Here is a 25,960-nt window from a genome sequence, read left to right on the forward strand (position 1 = left end):
ATAGCTCTCGCTATGGCGAGGACTTGCAACGCCGCGATGCGCCCTCAGCCGGGATGTGCGCGCCGAGAGGGGCTCGTTCAGCGTTCCCTATAGCTTGACGCGGCCGCGCCAGATATCTGCGTACATGACCCAATCGCCGATGAAGCTGTAGAGCGGGTATTTGAAGGTCGCTGGGCGGTTCTTCTCGAAGAAGAAATGCCCGATCCAGGCGAAGCCGTAGCCGCACAGCAGGCCATAGAGCAGCCAGACCAGCGCGCCCGTCATGAACAGCTGCCACAGGCAGACCAGCACCAGCGTCGTGCCGATGAAGTGCAGGCGGCGGCAGACGGTGTTGCTGTGCTCGCTGAGATAGAAGGGATAGAAGTCGGCGAAGCGGGAGAAGCGTTCGGTGCTCATGGAGGGCCTGGTAACACTGCGGCAGTAGGYCGCGAAGGCCWTCCGCCRGRGGSCAATCAAGGCGCAGCGYGMCGCCCGCAYTSATRTGCGGGCAAGCGGTGCAACGCCGAGTGGCCCCTGGCGGAYGGTCTTCCCTTCGGGTTGTKGCCAGAAWGCCCRCGCGCGGCGTTGCAAATCCTCGCCGGCACCCAGCCCGGCTCCGGTTTGCGCCTTGCTCGCGGGCATTCTGGCAACAACGCGGCCTGCTGCCGCAGTGTTAGCAAGCCCTGATTCAAGCGCGGGTTGCGCCCGAGCGGCAAGCGGGGATGCCCTGGCAACAATGCGTCGATGAACCCTGCCCCCAACGGCGAGATCGAAGTCGTCATCCTCGGCGCCGGCATGTCCGGCCTGTGCATGGCCATCCAGCTGCAGCGCGCCGGCATCGAGGACTTCCTCATCATCGAGAAGTCTCAGGGGCTGGGCGGCACCTGGTGGTCCAACCGCTACCCCGGCGCCCAGGTCGATGTGCCGGCGCCAGCCTACAGCTTCAGCTTCGCGCCCAACCCGCACTGGACGCACCGCTTCGCAGATGCCCCCGAGATCCATCGCTACCAGCAGCGCCTGGCCGAGCAGCATGGCCTGGCGGCGCGCATGCGTCTGGGCGTGGCCATCACCGCGGCGCGTTTCGATGCCGAGGCCGGCCGCTGGCAGCTGAGCCTGGACGACGGCAGCAGTCTGAGCGCGCGCTTCTTCGTCTGCAGCACCGGCCCGCTGAGCCGGCCGCGCTGGCCCGACATTCCCGATCTGATGTCCTTCAAGGGGCAGTTGCTGCACTCCGCGCGTTGGCCGGCCGACGTGGATCTGGTGGGCAAGCGCATCGGCGTCATCGGCACGGGTTCGACGGCAGCCCAGCTCGTGCCCGCGTTGGCGCCCGCGGCGGCACGCCTCACGCTGTTCCAGCGCACGCCCAACTGGGTGATGCCGCGGCTGGACCGGCGTTACGGCGTGCTGGACCGCTGGCTGTCGCGCTTCCCGCCGTATGCCGCGCTGGCCCGGCATGCCTGGGTGCAGTTCCTGGAGCTGGGGCGGCGCGGCTTCGACGAGGGCACGCTGGCCCGGCGCACCATGATGGCCGCGGCGCGCGGTCATTTGCGGCGCCAGGTGGCCGATGCGGCGCTGCGCGAACGGCTGACACCCCGCTATCCGCTCGGGTGCAAACGCATCATCTACTCCAACGACTACTTCCGCGCGCTGGCGCTGCCGCAGTCCGAACTCGTCACGGAGGCCATCACCGGCGTGACGGAAAGAGGCCTGCTGACGCTGGACGGGCGCGAGCATGAGCTGGACGCGCTGGTCTGTGCCACCGGCTTCGACACGGCGCAACCGCTGGCAGAGCTGCCCATCACGGGCCTCGGCGGCCGCACGCTGGAAGAGACCTGGCGCACCAATCCCAGCGCCTACTTCGGCCTGACGGTGCCCGGGTTCCCCAACCTCTTCCTGACGCTGGGCCCCAACACCGGCACGGGCCACACCTCGACGCTGCTCTTCATCGAACCCCAGGTCCAGCATGCCTTGGCGTGCATGCGCCGCGTGAAGCAGTCGGGCAAGCGATGGATAGACGTGCGCCCTGAAGCGTTTGCGGCCCAGGACGCCGACGTCCAGCAAAGGCTCGCCGGCTCGGTCTGGAGCCGCTGCAGCTCCTGGTACCGCAACGACAGCGGCCGCATCATCGCGATCTGGCCGGGCTTCACCGGCGAATACGTGCGTGCCGTGCGGCGGCCCGACGAAGCGGCCTACGAGCTCGGCTGAAGCGCGGCTCTCAGCGCAGCCAGCATCGCGTCCGGCGCTTCGGCCATCAGCGCGTGTCCGGCGGGCACGGTGTGCATGCGCGGCTTGAGCAGGCTTCCAAGCACCGCGTTCTGCTTGGGCGAGGTCATCTGGTCCAGCGCGCCGAGGATGAAATGCACCGGGCAGTTCACGCGCGCCGCGGCGGCCTCGCCACCGGCATAGCGGTCACAGACCTGGAAGTCGTTCTCGAACAGATTGACGGCCGTCTGGCGCGACTGCAGCCGCCGCATCAGCGCCATGGCGCCGCCGCGCAACCAGGCACCCGGGCCGGGGTAGCCGGGCTTGGCGCTGGCGAGTGAATGCGAGAAGGCCGTGACCATGGCCATCGCGGCTTCGGGCTTGTCGCGCGCCGTCGTCAGCAGGGCCTCGGAGACCTTCATCGGGTAGGCCGTGCCCACCATGACGAGCGTGGATGCCCTTTCGCCGGCTTCGAGGGCGATCAGCGAGCCCATGCTGTGGCCGACGAGGGCGGCCTTCTTCACGCCGGCCGCGTCCAGCAATCGCTCCAGCCAGGCGGCGATGGCTTCGACGCTCGTCAAGGGCACGCCGGCGCTGCGGCCGTGGCCGGGCAGGTCGACCGCCAGCACACCGTAGCCGTGATGGGCACACCAGCGCGCGAGCAGGGTCCAGACGCTGTGGTCGTTCAGCGCGCCGTGGATGAAGACGACGCAGGGCAGGGCAGGGTCGAAGGCCTTGCCGCCCGTATAGGCATAGGCCTCGTGGTTGTCGACGACGAACTTCATGCCTTGCTCGCCACCTTGAGCGCCCGCTTGAGGTCGTCGATGAGGTCGGCCGGGTCCTCCAGGCCGATGGACAGGCGGATGGTGCCGGGGCCGATGCCGGCCTGTCGCAGCGCCGCGTCGTCCATGCGGAAATGGGTGGTGCTGGCCGGATGGATGACCAGGGACTTGGCGTCGCCGACGTTGGCGAGGTGGGAGAACAGCTTGAGCGCCTCGATGAAGGCGCTGCCTTGCTCCCGCGTGCCCTTCAAGTCGAAGGAGAAGACGGCGCCGGCACCGCGCGGCATGAGCTGCTGGGCCAGGGCGTGGTCGGGGTGGGAGGCCAGGCCGGGGTAGGCCACCTTTTCGACAAGATCGTGTGCATCCAGAAACTCTGCCACCGCCTGCGCGTTGGCCACATGGCGGGCCATGCGAAGCGGCAGCGTCTCCAGGCCTTGCAGCATCAGCCAGGCGGTGTGCGGGCTCATGCAGGCGCCGAAGTCGCGCAGGCCCTCGCGGCGGGCGCGCAGCAGGAAGGCGCCGACGGTGCTCTCTTCGGCGAACACCATGCCGTGGAAGCCTTCGTACGGTTCGCACAAGGTCTCGAAGCGGCCATGGCGGTCATGCGCGGCCTGCCAGTCGAAGCTGCCCGCATCCACCAGCACCCCGCCGACCACGGTGCCGTGGCCGCAGAGGAATTTGGTGGCCGAGTGGTAGACCAGATCGGCACCCAGTTCGGCCGGGCGCTGCAGATAGGGTGTCGTGAAGGTGGCATCCACCAGCAGCGGCAGGCCGGCCTCGTGCGCCAGTGCCGAGACAGCCGGGATGTCCAGCACGTCCAGCCCCGGGTTGCCCAGGGACTCGCCGAACAGCAGCCGCGTCTCGGGCCGGATGGCCGCGCGCCAGGCGTCCAGGTCACGCGGGTTCACGAAGCTAGTCTCGATGCCGAAACGCTTCATCGTGTAGTGCAACAGGTTGTGGCTGCCGCCATACAGCGCAGTGCTGGCGACGATGTGGCCGCCGGCGCCCATCAGCGTGCAGATGGCCAGGTGCAAGGCGGCCTGGCCACTGGCCGTCGCGATGGCGCCGATGCCACCGTCGAGCGCGGCCATCCGCTCCTCGAAGACCGCTGTCGTCGGGTTGGACAGCCGGCTGTAGACGTGTCCCGAGCGCTCCATGTTGAACAGCGAGGCCGCGTGCTCGCTGTTCTCGAAGACGAAGGAGGTGCTGAGATGCAGCGGTGTCGCCCGCGCGCCGGTGCTCGGATCGGGCGTGGCGCCGGCRTGCAAAGCTAGGGTGTCGAAGCCCGGCATGGTGTTTTTCATGGGGTGGAGTCGCGGGCATTGTGTGCTATGTTGACTGGCAGTTTTCCCATGGAGGCCCCTATGAAAGTCGTCGATATCCTGCGTGTCAAAGGTGGCACCCTGTTCACCGTCACGCCGGACGAGCCGCTGAAGGATTCCCTCGCCGTCATGGCCGAGCGCGACATCGGCTCGCTGGTGGTCATGGAGCATGGCGACCTGGTGGGCATGCTGACCTTCCGCGAAGTCATCTCGGCCGTCGTCAAGAACAACGGTGCCGTCGGCACGACCATCGTGCGCTCGGTGATGGACGATGCGCCGCTGACCTGCACGCCCGAGACCGAGATCGACGAGGTGCGCCGCATGATGCTGGGCCGGCATGCGCGCTATATGCCGGTCATGAACGGCAAGACGCTGATGGGCGTCATCTCGCTTTACGACGTGGCCAAGGCCGTGGTGGACAGCCAGGACTTCGAGAACCGCATGCTCAAGGCCTATATCCGCGACTGGCCGGTCGAGGAGAACGCGACCGAGCACGAGTCCAAGCTCTGAGGCTGGACCGAGGCCACAGGGGGCGAACGCCCGTCCTGCAGGCCTGACGGCAGCGCAAAATGAAGAAGGCGGCCTCGTGAGGCCGCCTTTGCTTTGTCTGCCGCCCAATAAAAAACCCGCCAGAGGCGGGTTCTTCTCAAGCCAGGTTCGCAGTCTGCGAACTTCAGGCAGCCTTGCGGCGGCGAGCACCCATGGCCAGGAAACCAGCGCCGACGAGGGCGAGGGTGCCGGGCAGGGGCACGGCGTTGGCATTGCGCGAGTCACGCACGTAGATGGTCTCGGGAACGCCGCTGAGCAGACCGTTCACGCCGTCGGTCACGCGACCGTTCGCGAAGTCTTGCGCGTCAACGTGGCTGAAGGTGCTCCAGTATTCCGAAGAGTAGACGTAGCAGCTGTGGTTGTTGAAGGTGGCAGCCGCAACGATGTTGCAGGGGTTGCCGGCGGCGATGAAATCGCTCCAGATCGGATGTGCGGCCCACTCTGCAGCAGTGGCGGCGCGCCAGCCTTCAGCGGCACGATAGGAGGAAGGCTCGATGTTGCCCGGGCCGAACTCGTTCGGGGCGATCGGGCCGGCGTAGGTCCAGTCCAGACCCGAACCTGCGTAGTTCAGCAGCACGTACTGGTCCGGGATGGGCGTTGCCGACGAGATGATCGGGGCGGCTTGTGCGGCGGCTGCCGTGGCGACAAGGGCGAAAGCAGCAAGCAGTTTCTTCATTATGTGCTCCTCTGGACAAAGGTGGGTTGGACACGATGCGACAAGCAATCGTCATGCCATTGAATAAAACACCTTTTAAATCATTGACTTGAATATCAATTCCGTTTTGCAAGGACTTGTTTGTAACCTTTCCCGACACCCTGTGTTGGCAGGTTATGCGGCTCCTCTGGCGCCAGGCCGTGCGCATGGCATGGCCCGCTGATCACGAAGGCGGAACGTGAAGCAGGCTGCCTAGAATCCTCCTGTCCTCTCTCTCATCTCGTCATGTCAGGCAGCACCTTCGGCGAACTCTTTCGCGTCACCAATTTCGGCGAAAGCCATGGTCCGGCCATCGGCTGCGTCATCGACGGCTGCCCGCCCGGCATGGCGCTCAGCGAGGCCGACATCCAGCTCGAGCTGGACCGCCGCCGACCCGGTACCAGCCGCCACGTCACCCAGCGCAACGAGCCTGATGCGGTCAAGATCCTGTCCGGTGTCTACGAGGGCGTCACGACCGGCACGCCGATCTGCCTGCTGATCGAGAACACCGACCAGCGCAGCAAGGACTACGGCAACATCCTCGACACCTTCCGCCCGGGGCACGCCGACTACACCTACTGGCGCAAATACGGCGTGCGCGACCCGCGCGGCGGTGGCCGCGCGTCGGCGCGGCTGACGGCCCCCATGGTCGGCGCCGGCGCCGTGGCCCGCAAATGGCTGAAGCAGGCCTACGGCACCGAGTTCCGCGGCTGCATGACGCAGCTGGGCGAGATCGAGATCCCGTTCGAGGGTTGGGAACACGTCGGCGCCAATCCCTTCTTCGCCGCCAACACCAGCAAGATCGCCGCGCTCGAGGAATACATGGACGCGCTGCGCAAGGCCGGCGATTCGGTCGGCGCGCGCATCCGCGTGGAAGCCACCGGCGTGCCGGTCGGCCTGGGTGAGCCCCTGTTCGACAAGCTGGACGCCGACATCGCCTACGCCATGATGGGCATCAATGCCGTCAAGGGTGTCGAGATCGGCGCCGGCTTCGCGGTCGTGGCCCAGAAAGGCACCGAGCATGGCGACGAGCTCAGCCCGCTGGGCTTTGCCAGCAACAACTCGGGCGGCATGCTGGGCGGCATCTCCACCGGCCAGGACATCGTCGCCAGCATCGCGATCAAGCCCACCAGCTCCATCCGCAGCCCCAAGGCCAGCATCGACCGCGCCGGCAATCCGTCCGTGGTGGAAACCTTTGGCCGCCACGACCCCTGCGTCGGCATCCGCGCCACGCCCATCGCCGAGGCCATGCTGGCTCTGGTGCTGATGGACCATGCCCTCCGTCATAGGGCGCAGTGCGGGGATGTGGTGTTGCCGGTGGAGGCAATTCCGGGTCGGCGGTGAGTCGTCCAGCCGACGCGATAGTCGGCTCCAGCGTGAGTTATTGAACATCTGCCCCCCCGAACCGCAGGGGCGCGGCCGGCTGAACCGGTGACCGGACGGATTGCGTCTCCAGCATGATTCGCCCTCCAACATGAGGGAGTATTGAATGAAGTGGATCGTCGCCTTGGCCAGCATGCTGATGCTGAATATCAGCCATGCCAAACCGACCACGCTGGACTTTGAAGAACTCGAGCATGGCGCCGAGTTGCAGGGCACCGGCGACCAGCTCATTTCGAAGGGCTATCTTTTTCGCTACTTCCCCGCAGCGGGTGAACCGTATCCGGTGGGTTTTCAAACCGTCGGCCCGACTTGGCGCTATAACGGCCGCTCAGCGGCGGTGAACCCCAACAGTTGCGGCGCAACCGTGGTGATGACGGGGATCGACAACAACCCGTTTGACCTGCAGGCGATTGATTTGGCTCCGCTCAATGGCGATCCCGACGTGTCCGTGCGTTTTGAGGGCACGACCGTCTACGGCGAAAAGGTGGTGCTGAGCGTCGATCTCAAAGCCGACCGCGGCTGGCAACGCATCCGATTCCCTGGCCACTTCAACCGCCTGAACAGCGTCTCATGGCAACAAGGCGATTGCTTGGTGAACAAGCCTCACATGTTCGACAACATCGCGGTTCGTCAATCGAACCGTTGACGGGCCATGCCGTTGGTCATAGGGCGCGGTGCGGCGACGTGGGGCTGCCGATCGACCCGATCCCGGCGACTCGTCCGGCCTGAGCTGCAGTTCGTCACCGGAAAGCCACCGGCCTGATCGCCAGCCGGTGCAGCTCAGCCCCCGCAAACCGCGTTTCGTCACAAGTCCGCTGCGCCGCCCCGCGCCGGTTTCTAGACTGTAAAGGTCGTGAAATCAGAGAGTGATTGGGGGAGCCATGCGCAAGTCTTGGAAGATCGGTAGCGTTGTCGCAGCCGTTTTGTTGGTGGGTGGCGCCGGTGTTGCTGTCATGGCGAGCAAGGGCGATGGCCCGAAGAAGCCGGGTGACGAGAAGGCCAAGACCGTTCTGGAGTTCGTGCCGAGCGAGGTCGTCAAGCCGACGCTGACCGCCATGCCGGCCCAGATCGAATTCAGCGGGCCGCTGGTGGCGCCGGGCACGGCCATGGTGCGTGCCAAGTCCAACGGCACGCTGCTCACCCTCGCCGTTGGCGAAGGCAGCCGCGTGAAGGCGGGCCAGGCTCTCGGTCAGGTCGACCTGGAAGAGCTTCGCTATCGCATCGCCGAGCGCGGCGCCAGCGTCGAAGCCATGCGGGCCCAGATGGAGCAGGCCGAGCGCAGCTTCAAGGCCAACGAAGGCCTGGCTGCCAAGAATTTCATTGCCCAGACGGCACTCGACAACTCGCGCGCCGCCTACGAGTCGGCCCGTGCCAACTGGAACGCCGCCAAGGCCCAGCTCGACACCAGCCAGGTGACGATGCGCCAGGCCGCGCTGGTGGCGCCCATCAACGGCGTCGTCTCCAAGCGCCATGTGGTGCCCGGCGAGAAAGTGGCCGCCGAACAGCAGATCCTGACCATCGTCGACCTGTCCAAGCTCGAGCTGGCCGGCCTGGTCGGCACCCATGAAGTCAGCCGCCTGAAACCGGGCATGACGGTGCAGGTCAAGGTCGAGGGCGTCGAAGAGCCGGTCGAGGCCAAGATCGACCGCATCGCGCCGAGCGCCGAGCCGGGCACGCGTTCCATCGGCGTGACCCTGGTGCTGGCCAACCCCAAGGAGGCCTACCGCGCCGGCCAGTACGCCGTCGCCAAGGTGGTGCTGCAGGACGACACCCAGCGCCTGACCGTGCCCATCGCCGCCATCAGCCGCAATGCCGGCCAGGAACAGATCTGGATGATCGAGAGCGGCGCCCTGGTGCGCCGGATCGTGACGACCGGCCGCAGCGACGCCCGCGAAGGCCGCGTGGAGGTGTTGAACGGCCTCAAGCCCGAAGCCCAGGTACTGGCGGCGCGCTTCGACAACCTGCGCGAAGGTGACAAGGCGAACATCGTTGCAGCCAAGGCCAAGGTGGCCAGCTCGGCCGCGTCGGCCGCCACGGTTCAGTAAGGGGCGTGCCATGTGGATGACCCGCGTTTCCATCCAGAACCCGGTCTTTGCGACCATGGTGATGGTGGCCCTGTGCGTGCTGGGCCTGTTTTCCTACTCCAAGCTGGGCGTCGAGCAGATGCCCGACATTTCCTTCCCCGGCGCGCAGGTGGACGTGCGCTACCCGGGCGCCTCGCCCGAGGCCGTCGAGCGCGAGATCGCCAAACCGCTTGAAGAGGCGCTGAACACGATTGCCGGCGTGGAACGCATCCAGTCGCGCAGCTTCGAGGGCCGTGTGCAGGCCAGCGTCGAGTTCTCGCTGAACGCCGACATGGGCCGCGCGATGCAGGACCTGCGCGACCGCGTCGCCGCCGCGCAGGCCCGATTCCCGCGTGACGCCAAGCCGCCGACGGTGCAGCGCTTCGAGAACGACAACTCGCAGCCCGTCGTCGTCATGGCGCTGCTGAGCCCCACACGCGGCTCGCGCGAGCTGTCCATGATGGCCGACCTGATCGTCTCCAAGCGCCTGGGTCGTGTGGAAGGCGTGGCCAAGGTGGACGTGGGCGGCCTGACCACCCGTGAGGTGCGTATCGACCTCGACCCGATGCGGCTGCGCGCCTACAGCGTGACGCCGGCCGAGATTGCCAAGGCGCTGGCTGAGGCCAACGCCGATCAGCCGGTGGGCCTGCTGTCCGACTCCACCTCCGACGCCATCCTGCGCGTGGAAGGTCGCGTGAAGGACCCCAAGGCTTTCGGCAACATGATCGTCGCCCGCCGCGGCAACCTGGCGCTGACGCTGAACGACCTCGGCACCCTGGTCGAGCGCGAGCGCGAGCAGGACAGCATCGCCCGCATCAACGGCCAGCCGGCCGTCAGCTTCAACATCTTCAAGCAGCAGGACGCCAACATCGTCAAGACCGGCGAGTCCGTGAAGGAAGCAATGGCCGAGCTGCGCAAGACGCTGCCCAAGGACGTCGAGCTGCGCCTCATCTACGCCGCCAGCGACTTCGTCAAGGGCTCGCTGACCGGTCTGCAGCACACGCTGATTGAAGGCGCGCTGCTGACGGTGGCCATCGTCTTCCTGTTCCTGCACAGCTGGCGCTCGACCATCATCACCGGCCTCACGCTGCCCATCGCCGTCATCTCCAGCTTCATCGCCGTGCAGGCCTTCGGCTTCACGCTGAACTTCATGACGATGATGGCCTTGAGCCTGTGCATCGGCCTGCTGATCGACGACGCCATCGTCGTGCGCGAGAACATCGTGCGCCATGTGGCCATGGGCAAGGACCACCGCCAGGCGTCGTTCGACGGCACCAACGAGATCGGCCTGGCCGTCATGGCGACGACCTTCGCCATCTGCGCGGTGTTTGTGCCCGTCGCCTTCATGGGCGGCATCATCGGCAAGTTCTTCTACCCCTTCGGCATCACCGTCGCGGTGGCGGTGCTGGTCAGCCTGTTCGTCAGCTTCACGCTCGACCCGATGCTGTCGTCGGTCTGGCCAGACCCGCCGGGCACGCGCATCAAGCACTGGCCTGTCATCGGTCATCTCATCCGCGCGACCGACTGGAGCATGGACCGCCTGCACGACCTCTATGCCAGGACGATCGACTGGGCCTTCTCCGGCCGTCGCTACCGCGTCTTCGTGCCGCCCATTCCCGCCTATGGACATCCGTTCAGCGCGGACGGCAAGCGCGACAAGGCCGCGAAGCGCGTGTTCCGCTTCGCGACGCTGACGCCGCGTGGCCTCGTCATGTGGGGAGCCTTCGCCAGTTTCGTCGCCGCACTGGCCCTGGCGCCCATGGTCGGCAGCGAATTCGTGCCCGAGACGGACAACGGCTTCACGCAGGTCAACCTGCGCATGCCGGTGGCCAGCAGCATCGAGCGCGGCAGCGCCAAGGTCGCCCAGATCGAGGAGATCCTCAAGAACTACCCCGAGATCAAGACCGTCTCGACCGTGGTCGGCAGCACCGGCGAAGGCCTGTCCACCGGCCGCAACCAGGCGGCGCTGAATATCACGCTGACCGACCGCAGCGAACGCAAGCGCACGCAAAAGGAGATCGAGGACGCCATCCGCGCCGACATTGCCAAGATCCCCGGCATCGAGGTCAGTGTTGGCTTCAACCGCCCGATCTGGATCACCATCCTGGGCAGCGACCCCGAAGTGCTGACCCAGGCCGCCACCGACCTGGTCGAGAAGATCAAGAAGATCCCCGGCGCCGTCGACGTGGACACGACCGTCAAGCCCGGCCTGCCGGCCTTTGCCGTGCGCCTGAAGGATTCGGCCATCCGCGAACTGGGCCTGACCGCCCCGCAGATCGCCTCCAGCCTGCGTGCCTACGTGAACGGCGAGATCGCGACCTACTGGACGACGCCGGATGGCAACCAGGTCGAGGTGCTGCTGCGCCTGCCGCGCGAACAGCGCGAGCGCATCGAGCAGATGAGCAAGCTGCCGGTGGCCTTCTCCAAGGACGGCGCGCCCATCGCGCTGGACCAGGTCGCGACCATCGAGCCGGTGTTCAACCCCGAGGTCATCCGCCGCGAGAACCTGCAGCGCCGCGAGGCCGTGTTCGCCGGCGTCCAGGGCCGCCCGGGCGGCGACGTGAATGCCGATGTGCAGAAGCTGATCAAGGCCACCCAGCTGCCCCCGGGCACCAGCTTCAAGGTGGACGGCGCCGGCAAGCAGCAGGCCGAGGCCTTCAACGGCCTGCTGGCGGCGATGGCGCTGGCCGGCATCTTCATCTACATCGTGCTGGCCAGCCAGTTCGGCAGCTTCCTGCAGCCCATCGCCATCATGGCTTCACTGCCGCTCGCCCTCATCGGCGTGATGCTGGCCCTGCTGCTGTGGCGCTCGACGCTGAATGTGTTCTCGATGATCGGCCTGGTCATGTTGATGGGCCTGGTGACGAAGAACGCGATTCTTCTCGTCGACTTCGCCAACCATGCCCGCAAGGCGGGTGCGACCGTCGCCGAAGCGTTGCGCGAGGCCGGCCTGATCCGCATGCGCCCCATCATCATGACGACGGCCGCCATGGTCTTCGGCATGCTGCCCATGGCCATCGCGCTGAACGACGGCGGCGAAATCCAGGCACCCATGGGCCGCGCCATCATCGGTGGCGTCATCACGTCGACGCTGCTGACGCTGGTGGTGGTGCCGGTGCTCTACAGCTATCTGGTGCGGGAGAAGAAGCCCGCCAAGAAGGCGGCGGAGCTGGGCGGTGCGTCGTCGATGCCGCAGCACGGCATGCCGGGTGCGATGCCGGCGGACAAGGAATAGTCAAGATCCCTCGAGCGCTTCTGCGCTGGGCCGGCTGCTTAGGTGGTCGGCCCTTTTTGTTGGGCGGCCAAGCTGGCGTGGCTGTTGGCGTGTTGGGCCAGCGCTACTTTGACGAAGTCTGAGAACGTCTCCGGACTCGGAAAAGCGTGCGCTGGAACAAAGAGCGCACTGTCCACCGACGTATAGAACAGAAGATAGCCATCGACTTCTTTCACACGATGGAAGGTTTGCCAGTCAAAGCTTGCCGTCTTGCCTGGGTTGAGCAGGGTCAGATTCGCGGCAGTGAGCTGCACCTCCGTCGGAATCAGGAGGTCCTTGTGCTGAGCCGCAGCCAGCCGGCGGATCAGTGCCTGACGGACATAGCTCCAGGTCAGCAGCGCAAGAAAGCCGGCACTCGCGGCAAGGCCAACCATTCGCAGCTCGGAGAAGTAAACCTCGTGGCGAGTCACCGTCGAGGTGAAAACCCCCACGGCTCCGAAGACGCCGCTCATGGTCCCGACGAGGAAAAGCCCGCTCAGCAATTGGCCAGCGAGCCCAGGATCCAGGAGGTGGGCGCGCACGTGCTGGTGGACGAAGACATAGTCTGCGGATGCCGGAGTGAAGCTGACGGATTGCATCTTTCGGACAAGGGCCTGTTGGAGGTCGATGCCGGGGACTATGCCCACGAATATCGACAGGCTGATGCGCGACCCCGGTGAAGATGCACGGTCATCAACGGGGGGTGTCAGAACACACCTCGCGCACACAGCCCCGCAACCATCGGTGCGCCGCGTCCCCATCCATGCGTGGATGCCACAGCAGCGACACGGTGAAGGGCGTCAGCGCCAGCGGCAAATCAAAGCTCAGCAGCCCGTCACGCAGATGGCCGGTGTGGCGCTCAGGCACGGTCGCGATCAGGTCGGTGCCGCGTGCCAGGGCCAGGGCTTCGGCAAAGCCCGCCACGGTGACCGCGATGTCGCGCTGCAGGCCCAGCGCGCAGAGTGCCTCGTCGACCGGGCCAGGCGAAGTGCCGCGACGGGAGATGGCCACGTGCCGACCGGCCGCGTAGCGCTGTGCCGTCGGCTTGCGGCGCCCCAGTGGGTGATTGGCATGTATCACGCCGACAAAGCGATCACGAAACAGCGCCTGGGTGCGCAGCTCCGGCCCGCTGGTCGCACTGACGATACCGGTCTCCAGATCCACGCTGCCCTCGCGCAGCGGCGCGCTGTCGCGATCCGGCTTGGGCACAAAACGCAGCCGTACGCCGGGCGCTTCCGAGGTCACGCGGGCGAGCAGCGCCGCCCCGAAGTTCTCGACAAACCCCTCGCGCGTGCGCAGCGTGAACTCGCGCTCGAGCTTGTCCAGCCGCAGCGCCGCGGCCGGCCTCAACGCGGCCTGGGCTTCGTGCAGCAACGGGCCGATGCGCTCGCGCAATTCCAGCGCCCGCGGCGACGCCACCAGGCCGCGGCCAGCCCGCACCAGCAGCGGGTCACCTGTCGCCTCTCGCAGACGCGCGAGTGACCGGCTCATCGCCGACGGGCTCAACCTCAGGCGCCTGGCGGCACCCGCGACGCTGCCCTCTGCCAGCAGGGCGTCCAGCGTCAGCAACAGATTCAGATCAGGGTCTGACATGGCGTTTCGTGCAGGGATGAAGTGCAGATGATGCGTCTTCCGCCATACCTGGCCAATGCCTAAGGTTGAGGCATGAACACCACGACCCTCGCCCCACACGCTGAAACCGCCGCGGCGCCCGCCGCCGGCGTGCTTGCCAGCCTGGCCTTGTGCACGCTGCTGCCGTCGCTTGCCATCAGCAGCGCCAACGTCGCCTTGCCCACGCTGGCCACCGCCTTGGGTGCCAGCTTCGCCGACGTGCAGTGGGTCGTGCTGGCCTATCTGCTGGCGATCACGACCCTCATCGTCGGCGCCGGCCGGTTGGGCGACCTGACGGGTAAGCGCCGCCTGCTGCTGGCCGGCATCGCGCTGTTCACGGCCGCGTCGGCGCTCTGCGCGCTGGCGCCCACGCTGCCGCTGCTGATTGCCGCCCGCGCGCTGCAGGGCGCGGGTGCGGCAGCCATGATGGCCTTGACGATGGCGATGGTGGGCGCTGCACTGCCCAAGGCGCGCACGGGCAGCGCGATGGGGCTGCTGGGCACGATGTCGGCGGTGGGCACGGCCCTCGGCCCATCGCTGGGCGGCGTGCTGATCGGCACCTTGGGTTGGCAGGCCGTGTTTGCCGTCAACCTGCCGCTGGGCCTGCTGGCCCTCGTGCTGGCCTGGCGCTACCTGCCGGCGGAACGAGGGCAGGGCGCGACGGGTTTCGACCTGCCCGGCACGCTGTGGCTTGCCCTGACTTTGGCGGCCTATGCCCTGGCGATGACGCGCCACCTCGGTCTGCTCGCCATCGCCGCTGTGTGCCTTCTGCTCTTCCTGCGCACCGAAGCCCGCGCCGCGGCGCCGCTGGTACGGTTGGACCGCCTGCGCGATCCCATCCTCGGTGCGGCTTTGGCGATGAACGCCGTCGTCTCGGCCGTCATGATGGCCACCCTCGTCGTCGGCCCCTTCCACCTGAGTGGCGCGTTGGGCCTGGGTGCGGCGGCAGTTGGCGCACTGATGTCCATCGGCCCCATCGCGTCGGCGCTGAGCGGCGTGCCTGCGGGGCGGCTGGTGGATCATTTCGGCACACGGCGCATGACCCAGCTGGGTCTCTGCGCCATGGCCCTCGGCTGCGCGCTGATAGCTCTGTTGCCCGCCTCGCTCGGAGCCATCGCCTACGTGGGCCCGCTCGTCATCGTCACACCCGGCTACGCGCTGTTCCAGGCCGCCAACAACACGGCCGTCATGGCCGATGTGGCGGCCGAGCAGCGCGGTGTCATCTCCGGCCTGTTGACGCTGTCGCGCAACCTTGGCCTCATCACGGGCGCTTCGGCCATGGGCGCCGTCTTCGCCGCCGGCGGCCTGCGTTTGAGCTTCGTCATCGCGACAGCCTTGCTTGCCATCTCTCTCGGGCTTGCCAGGCGCGCGAATTGACAAGCACAATCGCCCCCGCTCCGGGGTGCCCGGGACTGGCTTGCCAGACCCAGACGCTGAGACGGTCATGAGACCGAACCCGTGAACTTGAACCGGCTAATACCGGCGTAAGGAGAGCGCATGCCTCGCGGCGTGCGGGCGCTGCCACCCCGGTGGTTGCGCCCTCGCACACCCACAGGCGGCCCCCCGGAGCACACCTTCAGCTGCTTCAGGAGACCGCCGTGAATGCCCCCGATAAAAACCTCTCGCTCGATGAGCGCCTGTCGCTGACGCGCGAGCCCTTCCCGGCCTCCACCAAGGTCTATGTGCCGGGCAGCCGGCCCGACGTGTGTGTGCCCATGCGCGAGATCGCGCTGACCAACGGCGAGCGCGTGGTGGTGCACGACACCTCCGGCCCCTACACCGACCCCCAAGCCCAGGTCGACGTGCGCCGCGGGCTGCCGCCCATTCGCTCCAGCTGGGTCGGTGACCGTGCCGATACCGAGGCCTATGCGGGCCGCACCCGCGTGGCGCTGGACGACGGCGGCAAGGAGGACAACGAGCGCATCGCCCAGCTGCGCGCTGAAGCCGCCGCCCTGCAGCGCCAGCCTCGCCGCGCCTTGCCGGGCGGCAATGTGAGCCAACTCCACTACGCCCGCCGCGGCATCGTCACGCCCGAAATGGAGTTCGTCGCGCTGCGCGAGAACGGCAAGCGCGAGTGGATGCGTGAGTACCTGGACGACGCCGAGCGCGAGCAGCGCCTGCGCGGCGACTCGCTGGGTGCAGCCATTCCCGAAATCATCACGCCCGAGTTCGTGCGCCAGGAAGTGGCCCGCGGCCGCGCCGTCATCCCGGCCAACATCAACCACACGGAGCTGGAGCCGACCATCATCGGCCGCAACTTCCTCGTCAAGGTCAACGCCAACATCGGCAACTCGGCCGTGACGTCCAGCATCGAGGAAGAGGTCGAGAAGCTGGTCTGGTCCATCCGCTGGGGCGCGGACACGGTGATGGACCTGTCCACCGGCCGCAACATCCACACGACGCGCGACTGGATCGTGCGCAATTCGCCCGTGCCCATCGGCACCGTGCCCATCTACCAGGCACTCGAGAAGGTCGGTGGCATCGCCGAGGACCTCTCCTGGGCCATCTTCCGCGACACGCTGATCGAGCAGGCCGAGCAGGGCATCGACTACTTCACCATCCACGCCGGCCTGCGCCTGCCCTTCATCCACCTGACGACCAAGCGCCGCACCGGCATCGTGTCGCGCGGCGGTTCCATCCTGGCCAAGTGGTGCATCACGCATCACCGCGAAAACTTCCTGTACACGCACTTCGAAGAGATCTGCGAAATCATGAAGGCCTACGACGTGACCTTCTCGCTGGGCGACGGCCTGCGCCCCGGCAGCGGTGCCGATGCCAACGACGAGGCCCAGTTCGCCGAGCTGCGCACGCTGGGCGAGCTGACCCAGGTGGCCTGGAAGCACGACGTGCAGACCATGATCGAAGGCCCCGGCCATGTGCCCATGCACCTCATCCAGGCCAATATGGCCGAGCAGTTGAAGCACTGCGACGAGGCGCCGTTCTACACGCTGGGCCCGCTGACCATCGACATCGCACCCGGCTACGACCACATCGCCAGCGCCATCGGCGCGGCCATGATCGGCTGGATGGGCACGGCCATGCTCTGCTATGTGACGCCCAAGGAGCATCTGGGCCTGCCCGACCGCGACGACGTCAAGCAGGGGCTGATTGCCTACAAGATCGCCGCCCATGCGGCCGACATCGCCAAGGGCCACCCCGGCGCGCGGGCGCGCGACGATGCGATGAGCAAGGCGCGCTTCGAGTTCCGCTGGAACGACCAGTTCGCCCTCGGCCTGGACCCGGACACGGCGCGCGACTATCACGACGAGACATTGCCCAAGGACTCGTCCAAGGAGGCGCATTTCTGCTCGATGTGCGGGCCGAAGTTCTGCTCGATGAAGATCACGCAGGACGTGCGCGAATACGCGGCGGCCAAGGGCTTGGAGGCAGCGGACGTTGTCGCCGACGGCATGGCGCAGAAGTCGGCCGAGTTCAGGGCCGGTGGCGGCGAGCTCTACATCCCCATCGTCAAAGCCTGATGCTCAGCGTCGCCATTGCAGGTGCCGGCGTCATGGGCCGGCTGCTGGCCTGGCAGCTGGCGCGGGCCGGCCATCGCGTCAGCGTCGTGGACCCGGCCGAGGGACCCACCCAGCCCGGCGCCGCGGCCTTCACCGCCGCCGGCATGCTGAGCCCCCTGGCCGAGCAGGCGCATGCCGAGCCCGAGGTCGTCGCGCTGGGCTGGCGATCGCTGGCGCTGTGGCCGGCCATTGCCAGTGCCTTGGGCAAGCCCGAGCTGGTGAAGACCGAGGGCAGCCTGTTGCTGGCCCACGGCTGCGACCTGGGCGCGGCGCTGCGCGTGCTCGCGCGCCTGCAGGGCGAGCCCGAGCCGCTGAACGGTGCCGCGCTGCAGATGCTGGAGCCGGCTCTCGCGCCCGATCTGAAGGCCTGGTGGCTGCCCGGCGAAGGCCAGTTGCTGCCGCGCGAGCTGATGGCCGCGCTGGCCGAGCAGGCCCCGCTCGTCGACTGGCGCTGGGGCCGGCGCGCCACCGTCGTGCGCCCCTATGGTCTGGAGCTCGACGATGGCCGCCGCATCGATGCCGACCTCGTCATCGACACGCGTGGCCTGGGTGCCAAGGCCGACCTGCCTCTTCTACGCGGCGTGCGTGGAGAGATCCTGTGGCTGCACGCGCCGGGTGTCGTGCTCAACCGCCCCGTGCGCCTGCTGCACCCGCGCCATCGCGTCTACCTCGTGCCGCGGCCGGGTGATGTCATCGTCGTCGGCGCCTCCGAGGTCGAGAGCGAGGACCGCTCGCTGGTCAGCCTGCGCAGCGCCGTCGAGCTGATGGCCGCGGCCCACAGCGTGCTGCCGGCGCTGGCCGAGGCGCGCATCGTCCACATGGAAACCAATCTGCGCCCGGCGCTGCCCGACCACAGGCCGCGCCTCGAGCACGAGCCGGGCCTGCTGCGCATCAACGGCCTGTTCCGTCACGGCTGGCTGATGGCGCCGGCCCTGGCCGAGAAGGCGCTGCGGCATGTCTGAGTTCACCGTCAATCAGCAGCCCCAGTCCTGGCGCGAGGCCTTGAGCGTCGCCGAGGTCCTGGCCGAGCAGGGCAGGGCGGCCGAGTCCGTCGCCACGGCGCTCAACGGTGTCTTCGTGCCGCGCGCGCGGCGCGGCACCACGCCCATAGCGCCCGGCGACGAGCTGACCCTGATCCAACCCATCACCGGAGGATGACATGTCGTCCCTGACCCTTTACGGCCGCACGCTGGCGAGCCGCTTCCTGCTCGGCACTGCCGGCTACCCGTCGCCCGACGTGCTGCGCCAGGCGGTGCGCGCCAGCGGCGCCCGCGTGCTGACCGTTGGCCTCAGGCGCACGCTGGCCGCGGCCGGCGACAACGGTTTTGTCGCCGCGGTCCGCGAGACCTTGCGCGAAACGGGTGGCCACCTGCTGCCCAACACCGCCGGCTGCCGCACCGCGCAGGAGGCCATCACGCTGGCCCACATGGCCCGCGAGCTCTACGACACACCGTGGATCAAGCTCGAGGTCGTCGGCGACGAGTACACGCTACAGCCCGATTCATGGGAGCTGGTCAGCGCCGCCGCGCAACTCGTCAAGGACGGCTTCGAGGTCTTCCCCTACTGCACCGACGACCTCGTCACCTGCCGCCGCCTGCTCGACGCCGGCTGCCAGGTGCTGATGCCCTGGGGGGCGCCCATCGGCTCCGGCCAGGGCCTGCTCAACCCTTTCGCGCTGCGCACGCTGCGCGAGCGCCTGCCCGGCGTGCCGCTGATCGTCGATGCCGGCATCGGCGCGCCCTCGCATGCGGCCCAGGCCATGGAGCTGGGCTATGACGGCGTGCTGCTGAACTCCGCCGTCGCCCAGGCCGGCGATCCCATCCGCATGGCCGCGGCGTTTGACCAGGCCATCGCGGCCGGGCGGCTGGGTTTTGAAGCCGGTGTCATGAGCAAGCAGGACATGGCGGTGGCGAGCACGCCGGTCGGTGGTCGACCCTTTCTGATCCCATGAGCACAACGCCTGTCATCTGGAGCATCGCCGGCCTGGACAGCGGCGGCGGCGCGGGCCTGTCGGCCGACCAGCGCGCCGCCGACGCCGCCGGCGTGCATCTCTGCCCCGTGGCCGCGGCGCTGACGGCGCAGAACAGCGTCGCCGTCGAGGCCGTGTTTGCCGTTCCCGCGCAGCAACTCGACGCCCAGCTTGCGGCACTCGCCGACGACCTGCCACCGGCCGCGATCAAGACCGGCCTGCTCGGCGGCGTCGAGCAACTGCGCGTCGTCGTGCGCTGGGTGGACAGCCTGCGCGAGCGCTCGCCGGTGGCCCTGGTCGTCGACCCCGTGCTGCGCGCCTCCACCGGCGCGAGCTTCGCTGATGACGCGCTGCTGCGCGCCTACCGCGACGAATTGCTGCCGCGCGCCAGCGTCGTCACACCCAACCAGCGCGAGGCCGCCCGCCTGGTGGGCGAAGGGAAGGCGCCAGCCCAGGCACGCGCGCTGCAGGCCCTGGGCGCCCGCGCGGCCTGCGTCACCGGTGGTGATGCCGACGGCCCGCTCGCGCTGGACTGGCTGGCTACCGAGCACGCCAGCGGCTGGCTGGCCCTGCCGCGCCGCAGCGCTGGCAACAACCACGGCACCGGCTGCAGCTTTGCGACCGCGCTGGCCGCGGCCCTGGCGCGCGGCTTCGTGGCGGCGGATGCCGCCGTCATTGCCAAGATGCTGACGACCTCGGGCCTGTGCAACGACGTTCAGCCGCGCGGTGCGGGTGCCGCGCCGGTGCTGCCTCTGCCCGGCTTCATAGTCGACGCCAGCCTGCTGCCGGCCCTCTTCGGTGACGAGGCCCCGCCCACGGTCTGGCCGGCACCGCGCCGCGGATCGCCCGCCGTCGCAGGGGTCTATGCCATCACCGACAGCGGCAGCCATGCCGCGCAGCTTTTCGAGGCCGGCCTGCGGACGGTCCAGCTGCGCGTGAAGCGCGCGCCGGGAGAGGGCGAGGTCGCTTGGCAGGCGCGGCTGCGTGGCGAGATCGAGACGGCGCGGCGCCCTGGCGGCACGCTCATCGTCAATGACCACTGGCGCGAGGCGCTGGCGGCGGGCGTCGACTTCATCCATCTCGGCCAGGAGGATCTGCTCGCGCTTTCGGCCGCCGATCATCGAGAACTGGCCGAGGCCCGCCAACGCGGCCTGCGCCTGGGCCTGAGCTCGCACAGCCTCTGGGAGCTGGCGCGCGCGGCGGCCTGGTCGCCCGACTACATCGCCTGCGGTCCGGTCTGGCCGACGCTGACCAAGGCCATGCCCTGGCGGGCGCAGGGGCTGCACAACCTGGCCTGGTGGGCCGCGATGGCGCCGGCGCCCGTGGTCGGCATCGGCGGCGTGCTGGCGCCGCAGCAACTGGCCGATATCGCCGCCAGCGGGGCCAGCGCCGGCTGTGTCGTGCGTGGCCTTGCCGCCGGGGCGATGCATGGGCCGCAAGCCTGGGCTGCGGCCTGGCGCGAGGGTCAGGCGACCGCGCCAGGCGCGGCGCCGGGCTGGCCATCGCCCTGCCTGCCCGTCAAGCCGCATTGAGGGGGCCAACCCCGATTTGGGTGTCGGGGAGCTTTACAGCGGCTGTTACAACAAACCCGCCCCTCATAGGAGAAACCAGCATTGGCCCGATGCTTGCTTTAACCTTGCCAATCGCCTGGAGAATAAGATGAATTTCCGTAACGTCCTGGCCGGTGTTGCTCTCGCAGCATCTGCTTTGGTTGCCCAAGCCGACCCCGTTCTGATCATGCGTGGCGTGGGTGGTGTGGATCTGAACAACCTGCTCATCGGTCAGACCTTCCAGGTTGAAGTGATCATCCATGGCGATACGCCCGGCGAAGTCGCTGCCAATAACGGCCTTACCGGTGGCGGTGTGGCTAGCGATGGTGCTCCGCTCCTGCTGGTGACCAATTTCGTTATTGGGACCGTCGCTCAGGGTGTGGACTGGACGCTGGACCCGTCGCTGTTCATTTTCGATTTCACGGCGGTCGCGGAAGGCACAGACGTGCTGTTGACCCAAGGCCAGTGTCTCGATTCCAACATCCATAGCGTCGCGTACTACGGCTGCAACTTCTCCAGCGGCCCGCTGAGCTTCACGGTACGTGACCCCAACCGCCTGCCCGAGCCTGCCAGCCTGGCGCTGGCCGGCCTCGCCCTGCTGGGCCTGGGCGCCTTCCGCCGCCGTCGCGCCTGAATCAAGCGGCCTCAGCGCCGCTCTTCACTCGCACCCAGGGCCCCACAGCGGGCCCTGATGCTTTCTGCCAGCCGCCGCAGCGCCGGTGTCAGCCGGTGCCGGCCCACTGCCATCCAGTGCAGCGGAGCGGGCTCGCCCAGCCAGTCCGGCAGCAGGGCCAGCAAGCGGCCCGCGGCCAGATCGGCGGCCACATCCAGCCGGCTCTTGTAGGCGATGCCGAGCCCGGCCACGGCCCATTCACGCACCAGGCCGCCGTCATCGGCGATGCGGCTGCCGCCGACTTCGACGGCGGTCGTCTCTCCCTCGGTCGTGGCGAAGCGCCAGCGGCCGTGCACGCTCTCGCCCAGACCCCAGCGGAGGCAGTCGTGCGCCTTCAGCTCGGCCGGCGTGCGCGGCTGGCCGTGGCGGGCGACATAGGCCGGGCTGGCGCACAGCACGCGGCGGTTGTCGGGCGCCAGCGGCAGGGCGACCAGGCTGGAGTCCGGCGGCTCGCCATAGCGCACGGCGTAGTCCACCGGCTCCTGCACGAGGTCGGCGACGCGGTCGCTCAGCCGCAGTTCCAGTGCCAGGCGCGGCCCGGCTTCCGCGGCGATGAAGTCCTCGATCCAGCGCCACAGGTGCTGGCGGCCGACGTCGCTCGGCAGGCTGACGCGCAAGCGGCCGCTCAGCGGCTGCTCCACCCCCGCCGCTTCACGCAGGGCGGCCTGGCCGTCCTCCCAGGTGGCGGCCAACTGCCGGGCATGCGGCAGCCATTGCTCGCCCGCGTCGGTCAGGCGCAGCCGGCGCGTCGACCGCTCGAACAGGCGCACGCCCAGCTCACGCTCCAGCCGCGCGATGGTGGCGCTGGCCTGAACCGGGCCCAGGTCCAGCCGCCGCGCCGCGGCCGAGAAGCTGCCGGCGTCGGCCGCCGCGATGAAGAGCTGCAAGGGGAATAGGCGGTCCATCTTCATTCTTTCGATGAAACTCATTCTCCAATCCTAGGCTTTCCGCTTTGAATGCTGGGCGCCACCATGACGGCCATCGCTGTTTCGTCCCAGAAAGGACACCATGAAAGCCGTCGGATATCTGCAATCCCTGCCCATCACCCACCCCGAATCCCTCGTCGACCTGGAGCTGCCGGCACCGGCACCCGGTCCGCAAGACCTGCTGGTTCGCGTCGCGGCCGTGTCGGTCAATCCGGTGGACACCAAGGTGCGCCTCGGACGTGCACCGCAGGCCGGCCAGCCCGAGGTGCTGGGCTGGGACGCCGTCGGCACCATCGAGGCGCTGGGCAAGGACGTGACGGGCTTTGTCGTCGGCGAGCGTGTCTACTACGCCGGTGGCATCAACCGTCCCGGCTCCAACGCCGAGCTGCAACTGGTCGACCATCGCATTGCCGCCCGCGCGCCGCAGAGCTTGACGGACGCCGAGGCCGCGGCCCTGCCGCTGACCGCCATCACGGCCTGGGAGCTGCTGTTCGACCGCCTCGGCGTGACCGAAGGCGGCGGCGCGGGCCAGAGCCTGCTCGTCATCGGTGCGGCCGGTGGCGTGGGTTCCATCCTCGTGCAACTGGCCCGCGAACTGACCGGGCTGCGCGTCATCGGCACGGCCAGCCGGCCCGAGACGCAGGCCTGGGTGAAGGAGCTCGGCGCCCACGCCGTCATCGACCACAGCCAGCCGTTCCGCCCCCAGCTCGTCGCCGCCGGCGTGGCCGAGGTCGAGCTCATTGCCAGCCTCACGCACACCGAGCAACACTGGGACGCCATCATCGATGCCGCGGCACCGCAGGGCCGCCTGGGCCTCATCGACGACCTGTCCGGCCCCATCGACGTGATGACGCTCAAGCGCAAGGCCCTGTCGCTGCACTGGGAAATGATGTTCACGCGGCCGCTGTTCGGCACGGCCGACATCGCCGAGCAGGGCCGCTTGCTGGCGCGCGTGGCGGCGCTGGTGGACGCCGGCCGGCTGCGCACCACGGTCAGCGAGCAATTCAGCCCGATCAATGCGGCCAATCTGCGGCGGGCCCATGAACTCGTCGAGTCGGGGCGCATGCGCGGCAAGGTCGTCGTCAGCGGTTTCTGACACGTCGGACGGGAGCGGCCCTGAGCTGCGCCCTTGTCTGACGCCCATGCCGCACCGGCCTGCCTAGGCTGTGTGGCATGACGATCTTCATCGGCACGGCAGACTGGGCCCTGGGGGCCCAGGGGGCAGCGGCCTTCGAGGCGGACTGCTTCGATCTGCAGCGCTTTGCAGGCTTGATGGACTGCGTGGAGATCAATTCATCCTTCTATCGCAGCCATCGCGCCGGCGTCTACGAGCGTTGGGCCGACTGCACGCCGGGCGATTTCCGCTTCGCCGTCAAATGCCCGAAGAAGATCTCGCATGGCTGCCGGCTCGAAGGCGTGCGGGAGCCGCTGAAACGCTTCATTGACGCCGCCGCTGCGCTCGGGCCGAAGTGGTGTGTGTTGCTCGTGCAGCTCCCCACCTCGCTGGCCTTTGACGACCGGATGGCGGGGCGCTTCTTCGAACAGCTGCGTGCCTGTTACGGCGGTGCCATCGTCTGCGAGCCGCGGCACCCGAGCTGGTTCACCGAGCCGGCCGAGCGCCTGCTGCGGGGTGTCGAGGTGTCACGCGCGGCGGTCGACCCCGCGAAATGGCCGCAGGCAGGCGAGCCGGGCGGATGGACCCGCGCCATCGCCATGGACCATGCCGCGACGCTCTACAGCCGCTGGCACGGCTCGCCGCGCGAGTACTGGTCGTCCTACGACGAGCACTGGCTCCGCGAGCGCGCGCAGTGGCTGCAGTCGCAATCCCGGGACCAACCGTGCTGGGGCATTTTCGGCAACGCGGCGGGCGGCAAGGCGGTGCGCAATGCGCTGCGGCTGAAGGCCATGCTGCGGGACGACATCGGCCTCGATGACGCGTGGCCCTATGGCCCGAGCGACGGGATGCGCGTGCATGTCCGGCCGCCGCGCTGAGCCCCAGCCTGCGGCCGTCATCGCCACGGCGGGCTGGTCCATTCCGGCCAAGGTGGCGGCGACCTTTCCAGCGCAAGGCTCGCAACTGCAGCGCTATGCAGCCGTCATGAACGGTGTCGAGATCAACTCGTCCTTTTACCGCCCGCACCGGCCGCAGACCTATGAGCGCTGGGCGGCCAGCACGCCCGCGCACTTCCGCTTCGCCGTCAAGCTGCCGAAGCAGATCTCGCATGAAGCGCGGCTTGAAGGCGCCGAGGAACCGCTGGCGCGCTTTGCCGGCGAAGCCGGTGCCCTGGGAAAAAAATGGGCGGTCCTGCTCGTGCAGCTGCCGCCGTCCCTGCATTTCGACGCCGGCGTGGCCGGCCGTTTCTTCAAGCAAGTGCATGCGGCATTCGATGGCGGCATCGTCTGCGAGCCGCGCCATCTGAGCTGGTTCTCCCCCGAGGCAGAGAAATTGCTGCGCGATCACGAGGTGGCGCGTGCCGCGGTCGACCCGGCCAAGTGGCCGGGTTCCAGCGAGCCCGGCGGCTGGCCAGGCCTGCGCTACTTCCGTTGGCACGGCTCACCGCGCATCTACTGGTCACCCTACGAGGAGGCCTGGCTGCAGGCACGCGCGCGGGCCCTGCCGCGCGACACGGCCTGCTGGTGCGTCTTCGACAACACGGCCTCGGGCGCTGCGCTGCAGGATGCGCTGCGGCTTCAGGCCCTGCTCTGAGCCCGGGTCACCATTTGCAGCCCTTGCCGCGTGCCGCGTCCACGGCCAGGGGCAGGGCGGCCAGGATGCCGGCGTTGGCGTAGGCCTTGCGGCAGTCCTTGTTGGCGGCGTCCTCGATGGACTGCTCCAGCTTGGACTTGCGCTCGGGTGGCTGGGGCAGCATGTCGACGAGGCCGGGGCCGCGCCGGGCCGCGATGTCGCCGCGCGGCAGCGACAGGTTCAGCGGCGCGCGCGGTGCGCTGGCTGCCGCGGTCGGCGGCATGGGCAGGTCGGGGCCCAGGCGCGAGCCGGCATCGGGAGAGCCGGCCGAGGCCTTGGGGGCGGCGTAGGGGCTGGCATTGGGATCGCCTTTGGCCATGCCGGCCGGGGCGTTCACTTCGCCAGGCAGGCTGCTGGACAACTCGGACAGCGGCGCTGCACCCGGAGCCGGTGCGGTGGCGCGCGGGTTCGGCGCTGCCTGCAGTGGCGCGACCGTGCTGCCGCTGTCGGCCGACTCCAGTCGGCGCACCGCTGCCGGCAGGTCCTGGGGATTCAGCGCCGACGTGGCGCTGGTTGCGGCGGGCGCGGTGGCGCGCAGTTCGCTGGCGCGGGCCAGCGGCGTGACGGCACTGCCTTCGGCCGTCGGCGCTTCCAGCCGCTGCACGGCGGCAGGCAGGGCCGCACTGGGCGCCGGCTGGGCCACGGGGCCGGGGGGCGCAGTGCGCAGTTCGGCCGCGCGCGGCAGGGCGCGGCTCACGCCCGCCTCGGCCGGCGCCTCGAGGCGGCGTACCGGGGCCGGC

General features: G+C 68.5%; 23 protein-coding genes, 1 pseudogene and 1 riboswitch. Of the genes and pseudogenes, 16 read left to right on the forward strand and 8 right to left on the reverse strand.

What is annotated here, in order from left to right:
• Positions 1 to 87: 87 nt before the first annotated feature.
• A complete protein-coding gene (locus AC1DW3_RS20115) occupies positions 88 to 396 on the reverse strand; it encodes an Mpo1-like protein (protein ID WP_477934178.1) in 309 nt (102 codons plus the stop codon).
• Positions 397 to 723: 327 nt separating this feature from the next.
• Here AC1DW3_RS20115 and AC1DW3_RS20120 point away from each other — a divergent pair, with 327 nt between their 5' ends.
• Positions 724 to 2,184, forward strand: coding sequence for a flavin-containing monooxygenase (locus AC1DW3_RS20120; RefSeq protein WP_477934180.1), 1,461 nt, complete (start codon positions 724 to 726; stop codon positions 2,182 to 2,184).
• Here AC1DW3_RS20120 and AC1DW3_RS20125 read toward each other — a convergent pair.
• Both AC1DW3_RS20125 and AC1DW3_RS20130 read right to left on the reverse strand, forming a co-directional pair.
• Entirely contained in the window at positions 2,169 to 2,966 is a 798-nt protein-coding gene (locus tag AC1DW3_RS20125) for an alpha/beta fold hydrolase (RefSeq protein WP_477934182.1), read from the reverse strand. The two genes, AC1DW3_RS20120 and AC1DW3_RS20125, sit on opposite strands and share 16 nt — an antisense overlap.
• Positions 2,963 to 4,267 (reverse strand): O-acetylhomoserine aminocarboxypropyltransferase, encoded by a 1,305-nt coding sequence (locus AC1DW3_RS20130; protein ID WP_477934184.1) that lies wholly within the window; start codon positions 4,265 to 4,267, stop codon positions 2,963 to 2,965. Before AC1DW3_RS20130 ends, AC1DW3_RS20125 begins: the two co-directional genes overlap by 4 nt.
• Before the next feature lie 60 nt (positions 4,268 to 4,327).
• Here AC1DW3_RS20130 and AC1DW3_RS20135 point away from each other — a divergent pair, with 60 nt between their 5' ends.
• Positions 4,328 to 4,795 (forward strand): CBS domain-containing protein, encoded by a 468-nt coding sequence (locus tag AC1DW3_RS20135; RefSeq protein WP_477934186.1) that lies wholly within the window; start codon positions 4,328 to 4,330, stop codon positions 4,793 to 4,795.
• Between the two features lie 163 nt (positions 4,796 to 4,958).
• Here AC1DW3_RS20135 and AC1DW3_RS20140 read toward each other — a convergent pair whose 3' ends face one another.
• On the reverse strand, positions 4,959 to 5,510 hold the full coding sequence (locus AC1DW3_RS20140; RefSeq protein WP_477934188.1) for a PEP-CTERM sorting domain-containing protein: 552 nt from the start codon (positions 5,508 to 5,510) through the stop codon (positions 4,959 to 4,961).
• A gap of 264 nt (positions 5,511 to 5,774) precedes the next feature.
• On the opposite strand from AC1DW3_RS20140, the gene aroC reads away from it, so the two are divergent.
• The 4 genes from aroC to AC1DW3_RS20160 all read left to right on the forward strand — a co-directional run bounded on the left by aroC (position 5,775) and on the right by AC1DW3_RS20160 (position 12,209).
• Positions 5,775 to 6,872: a chorismate synthase gene (aroC, locus tag AC1DW3_RS20145; RefSeq protein WP_477934189.1), complete on the forward strand. Its 1,098-nt coding sequence runs from the start codon at positions 5,775 to 5,777 to the stop codon at positions 6,870 to 6,872.
• 145 nt (positions 6,873 to 7,017) lie between these two features.
• Entirely contained in the window at positions 7,018 to 7,557 is a 540-nt protein-coding gene (locus AC1DW3_RS20150; protein WP_477934191.1) for a hypothetical protein, read from the forward strand.
• Between the two features lie 307 nt (positions 7,558 to 7,864).
• Positions 7,865 to 8,956, forward strand: coding sequence for an efflux RND transporter periplasmic adaptor subunit (locus AC1DW3_RS20155; protein WP_477934193.1), 1,092 nt, complete (start codon positions 7,865 to 7,867; stop codon positions 8,954 to 8,956).
• Between the two features lie 10 nt (positions 8,957 to 8,966).
• The gene (locus AC1DW3_RS20160) at positions 8,967 to 12,209 is read left to right on the forward strand and encodes an efflux RND transporter permease subunit (RefSeq protein ID WP_477934195.1); all 3,243 of its coding nucleotides are present in this window, start codon (positions 8,967 to 8,969) and stop codon (positions 12,207 to 12,209) included.
• A 38-nt stretch (positions 12,210 to 12,247) separates the two neighbouring features.
• Here AC1DW3_RS20160 and AC1DW3_RS20165 read toward each other — a convergent pair whose 3' ends face one another.
• Positions 12,248 to 12,826: a YcxB family protein gene (locus tag AC1DW3_RS20165; protein WP_477934197.1), complete on the reverse strand. Its 579-nt coding sequence runs from the start codon at positions 12,824 to 12,826 to the stop codon at positions 12,248 to 12,250.
• Between the two features lie 94 nt (positions 12,827 to 12,920).
• On the reverse strand, positions 12,921 to 13,820 hold the full coding sequence (locus tag AC1DW3_RS20170; protein ID WP_477934199.1) for a LysR family transcriptional regulator: 900 nt from the start codon (positions 13,818 to 13,820) through the stop codon (positions 12,921 to 12,923).
• 72 nt (positions 13,821 to 13,892) lie between these two features.
• Between AC1DW3_RS20170 and AC1DW3_RS20175 the strand changes: the two genes are divergently transcribed.
• From AC1DW3_RS20175 to AC1DW3_RS20205, 7 genes are all read left to right on the forward strand, one after another.
• Complete coding sequence (locus AC1DW3_RS20175) at positions 13,893 to 15,215, forward strand: MFS transporter (RefSeq protein ID WP_477934201.1); 1,323 nt, start codon at positions 13,893 to 13,895, stop codon at positions 15,213 to 15,215.
• An 11-nt stretch (positions 15,216 to 15,226) separates the two neighbouring features.
• Positions 15,227 to 15,346: riboswitch (TPP riboswitch) on the forward strand.
• Between the two features lie 90 nt (positions 15,347 to 15,436).
• A complete protein-coding gene (gene thiC / locus AC1DW3_RS20180) occupies positions 15,437 to 17,317 on the forward strand; it encodes a phosphomethylpyrimidine synthase ThiC (RefSeq protein WP_477934202.1) in 1,881 nt (626 codons plus the stop codon).
• The gene (locus AC1DW3_RS20185; protein ID WP_477934204.1) at positions 17,317 to 18,318 is read left to right on the forward strand and encodes an FAD-dependent oxidoreductase; all 1,002 of its coding nucleotides are present in this window, start codon (positions 17,317 to 17,319) and stop codon (positions 18,316 to 18,318) included. The genes thiC and AC1DW3_RS20185 overlap by 1 nt, the downstream gene beginning before the upstream one ends.
• Positions 18,311 to 18,514: a sulfur carrier protein ThiS gene (gene thiS / locus AC1DW3_RS20190; RefSeq protein WP_477934206.1), complete on the forward strand. Its 204-nt coding sequence runs from the start codon at positions 18,311 to 18,313 to the stop codon at positions 18,512 to 18,514. Before AC1DW3_RS20185 ends, thiS begins: the two co-directional genes overlap by 8 nt.
• Position 18,515: 1 nt before the next feature.
• Positions 18,516 to 19,307, forward strand: coding sequence for a thiazole synthase (locus AC1DW3_RS20195; protein ID WP_477934208.1), 792 nt, complete (start codon positions 18,516 to 18,518; stop codon positions 19,305 to 19,307).
• Positions 19,304 to 20,857, forward strand: coding sequence for a bifunctional hydroxymethylpyrimidine kinase/phosphomethylpyrimidine kinase (locus AC1DW3_RS20200; protein WP_477934210.1), 1,554 nt, complete (start codon positions 19,304 to 19,306; stop codon positions 20,855 to 20,857). The genes AC1DW3_RS20195 and AC1DW3_RS20200 overlap by 4 nt, the downstream gene beginning before the upstream one ends.
• Positions 20,858 to 20,984: 127 nt before the next feature.
• The gene (locus AC1DW3_RS20205) at positions 20,985 to 21,509 is read left to right on the forward strand and encodes a PEP-CTERM sorting domain-containing protein (protein WP_477934212.1); all 525 of its coding nucleotides are present in this window, start codon (positions 20,985 to 20,987) and stop codon (positions 21,507 to 21,509) included.
• 11 nt (positions 21,510 to 21,520) lie between these two features.
• Here AC1DW3_RS20205 and AC1DW3_RS20210 read toward each other — a convergent pair whose 3' ends face one another.
• Positions 21,521 to 22,453 carry a LysR family transcriptional regulator gene (locus AC1DW3_RS20210; RefSeq protein WP_477934214.1) on the reverse strand — a complete coding sequence of 311 codons (933 nt, stop codon included), beginning with the start codon at positions 22,451 to 22,453 and terminating at the stop codon, positions 21,521 to 21,523.
• Positions 22,454 to 22,556: 103 nt separating this feature from the next.
• Between AC1DW3_RS20210 and AC1DW3_RS20215 the strand changes: the two genes are divergently transcribed.
• The 3 genes from AC1DW3_RS20215 (at position 22,557) to AC1DW3_RS20225 (ending at position 25,181) form a co-directional block, all read left to right on the forward strand.
• Positions 22,557 to 23,570 carry a zinc-binding alcohol dehydrogenase family protein gene (locus AC1DW3_RS20215; protein ID WP_477934216.1) on the forward strand — a complete coding sequence of 338 codons (1,014 nt, stop codon included), beginning with the start codon at positions 22,557 to 22,559 and terminating at the stop codon, positions 23,568 to 23,570.
• Positions 23,571 to 23,647: 77 nt separating this feature from the next.
• On the forward strand, positions 23,648 to 24,466 hold the full coding sequence (locus tag AC1DW3_RS20220; RefSeq protein WP_477934218.1) for a DUF72 domain-containing protein: 819 nt from the start codon (positions 23,648 to 23,650) through the stop codon (positions 24,464 to 24,466).
• Entirely contained in the window at positions 24,447 to 25,181 is a 735-nt protein-coding gene (locus AC1DW3_RS20225) for a DUF72 domain-containing protein (RefSeq protein WP_477934220.1), read from the forward strand. Before AC1DW3_RS20220 ends, AC1DW3_RS20225 begins: the two co-directional genes overlap by 20 nt.
• A gap of 7 nt (positions 25,182 to 25,188) precedes the next feature.
• Here AC1DW3_RS20225 and AC1DW3_RS20230 read toward each other — a convergent pair.
• A pseudogene (locus AC1DW3_RS20230) lies at positions 25,189 to 25,960 on the reverse strand (hypothetical protein); the annotation flags it as partial.

Source organism: Roseateles sp. P2_H4 (assembly GCF_056403315.1).

Bases quoted from the DNA above. Each gene is read 5' to 3' on its own strand.
- AC1DW3_RS20115 (WP_477934178.1), bottom strand. From the start codon at position 396: ATGAGCACCGAACGCTTCTCCCGCTTCGCCGACTTCTATCCCTTCTAT.
- AC1DW3_RS20120 (WP_477934180.1), top strand. From the start codon at position 724: ATGAACCCTGCCCCCAACGGCGAGATCGAAGTCGTCATCCTCGGCGCC.
- AC1DW3_RS20125 (WP_477934182.1), bottom strand. From the start codon at position 2,966: ATGAAGTTCGTCGTCGACAACCACGAGGCCTATGCCTATACGGGCGGC.
- AC1DW3_RS20135 (WP_477934186.1), top strand. From the start codon at position 4,328: ATGAAAGTCGTCGATATCCTGCGTGTCAAAGGTGGCACCCTGTTCACC.
- AC1DW3_RS20140 (WP_477934188.1), bottom strand. From the start codon at position 5,510: ATGAAGAAACTGCTTGCTGCTTTCGCCCTTGTCGCCACGGCAGCCGCC.
- aroC (WP_477934189.1), top strand. From the start codon at position 5,775: ATGTCAGGCAGCACCTTCGGCGAACTCTTTCGCGTCACCAATTTCGGC.
- AC1DW3_RS20150 (WP_477934191.1), top strand. From the start codon at position 7,018: ATGAAGTGGATCGTCGCCTTGGCCAGCATGCTGATGCTGAATATCAGC.
- AC1DW3_RS20155 (WP_477934193.1), top strand. From the start codon at position 7,865: ATGGCGAGCAAGGGCGATGGCCCGAAGAAGCCGGGTGACGAGAAGGCC.
- AC1DW3_RS20160 (WP_477934195.1), top strand. From the start codon at position 8,967: ATGTGGATGACCCGCGTTTCCATCCAGAACCCGGTCTTTGCGACCATG.
- AC1DW3_RS20165 (WP_477934197.1), bottom strand. From the start codon at position 12,826: ATGCAATCCGTCAGCTTCACTCCGGCATCCGCAGACTATGTCTTCGTC.
- AC1DW3_RS20170 (WP_477934199.1), bottom strand. From the start codon at position 13,820: ATGTCAGACCCTGATCTGAATCTGTTGCTGACGCTGGACGCCCTGCTG.
- AC1DW3_RS20175 (WP_477934201.1), top strand. From the start codon at position 13,893: ATGAACACCACGACCCTCGCCCCACACGCTGAAACCGCCGCGGCGCCC.
- AC1DW3_RS20185 (WP_477934204.1), top strand. From the start codon at position 17,317: ATGCTCAGCGTCGCCATTGCAGGTGCCGGCGTCATGGGCCGGCTGCTG.
- thiS (WP_477934206.1), top strand. From the start codon at position 18,311: ATGTCTGAGTTCACCGTCAATCAGCAGCCCCAGTCCTGGCGCGAGGCC.
- AC1DW3_RS20195 (WP_477934208.1), top strand. From the start codon at position 18,516: ATGTCGTCCCTGACCCTTTACGGCCGCACGCTGGCGAGCCGCTTCCTG.
- AC1DW3_RS20200 (WP_477934210.1), top strand. From the start codon at position 19,304: ATGAGCACAACGCCTGTCATCTGGAGCATCGCCGGCCTGGACAGCGGC.
- AC1DW3_RS20205 (WP_477934212.1), top strand. From the start codon at position 20,985: ATGAATTTCCGTAACGTCCTGGCCGGTGTTGCTCTCGCAGCATCTGCT.
- AC1DW3_RS20210 (WP_477934214.1), bottom strand. From the start codon at position 22,453: ATGGACCGCCTATTCCCCTTGCAGCTCTTCATCGCGGCGGCCGACGCC.
- AC1DW3_RS20215 (WP_477934216.1), top strand. From the start codon at position 22,557: ATGAAAGCCGTCGGATATCTGCAATCCCTGCCCATCACCCACCCCGAA.
- AC1DW3_RS20220 (WP_477934218.1), top strand. From the start codon at position 23,648: ATGACGATCTTCATCGGCACGGCAGACTGGGCCCTGGGGGCCCAGGGG.
- AC1DW3_RS20225 (WP_477934220.1), top strand. From the start codon at position 24,447: ATGTCCGGCCGCCGCGCTGAGCCCCAGCCTGCGGCCGTCATCGCCACG.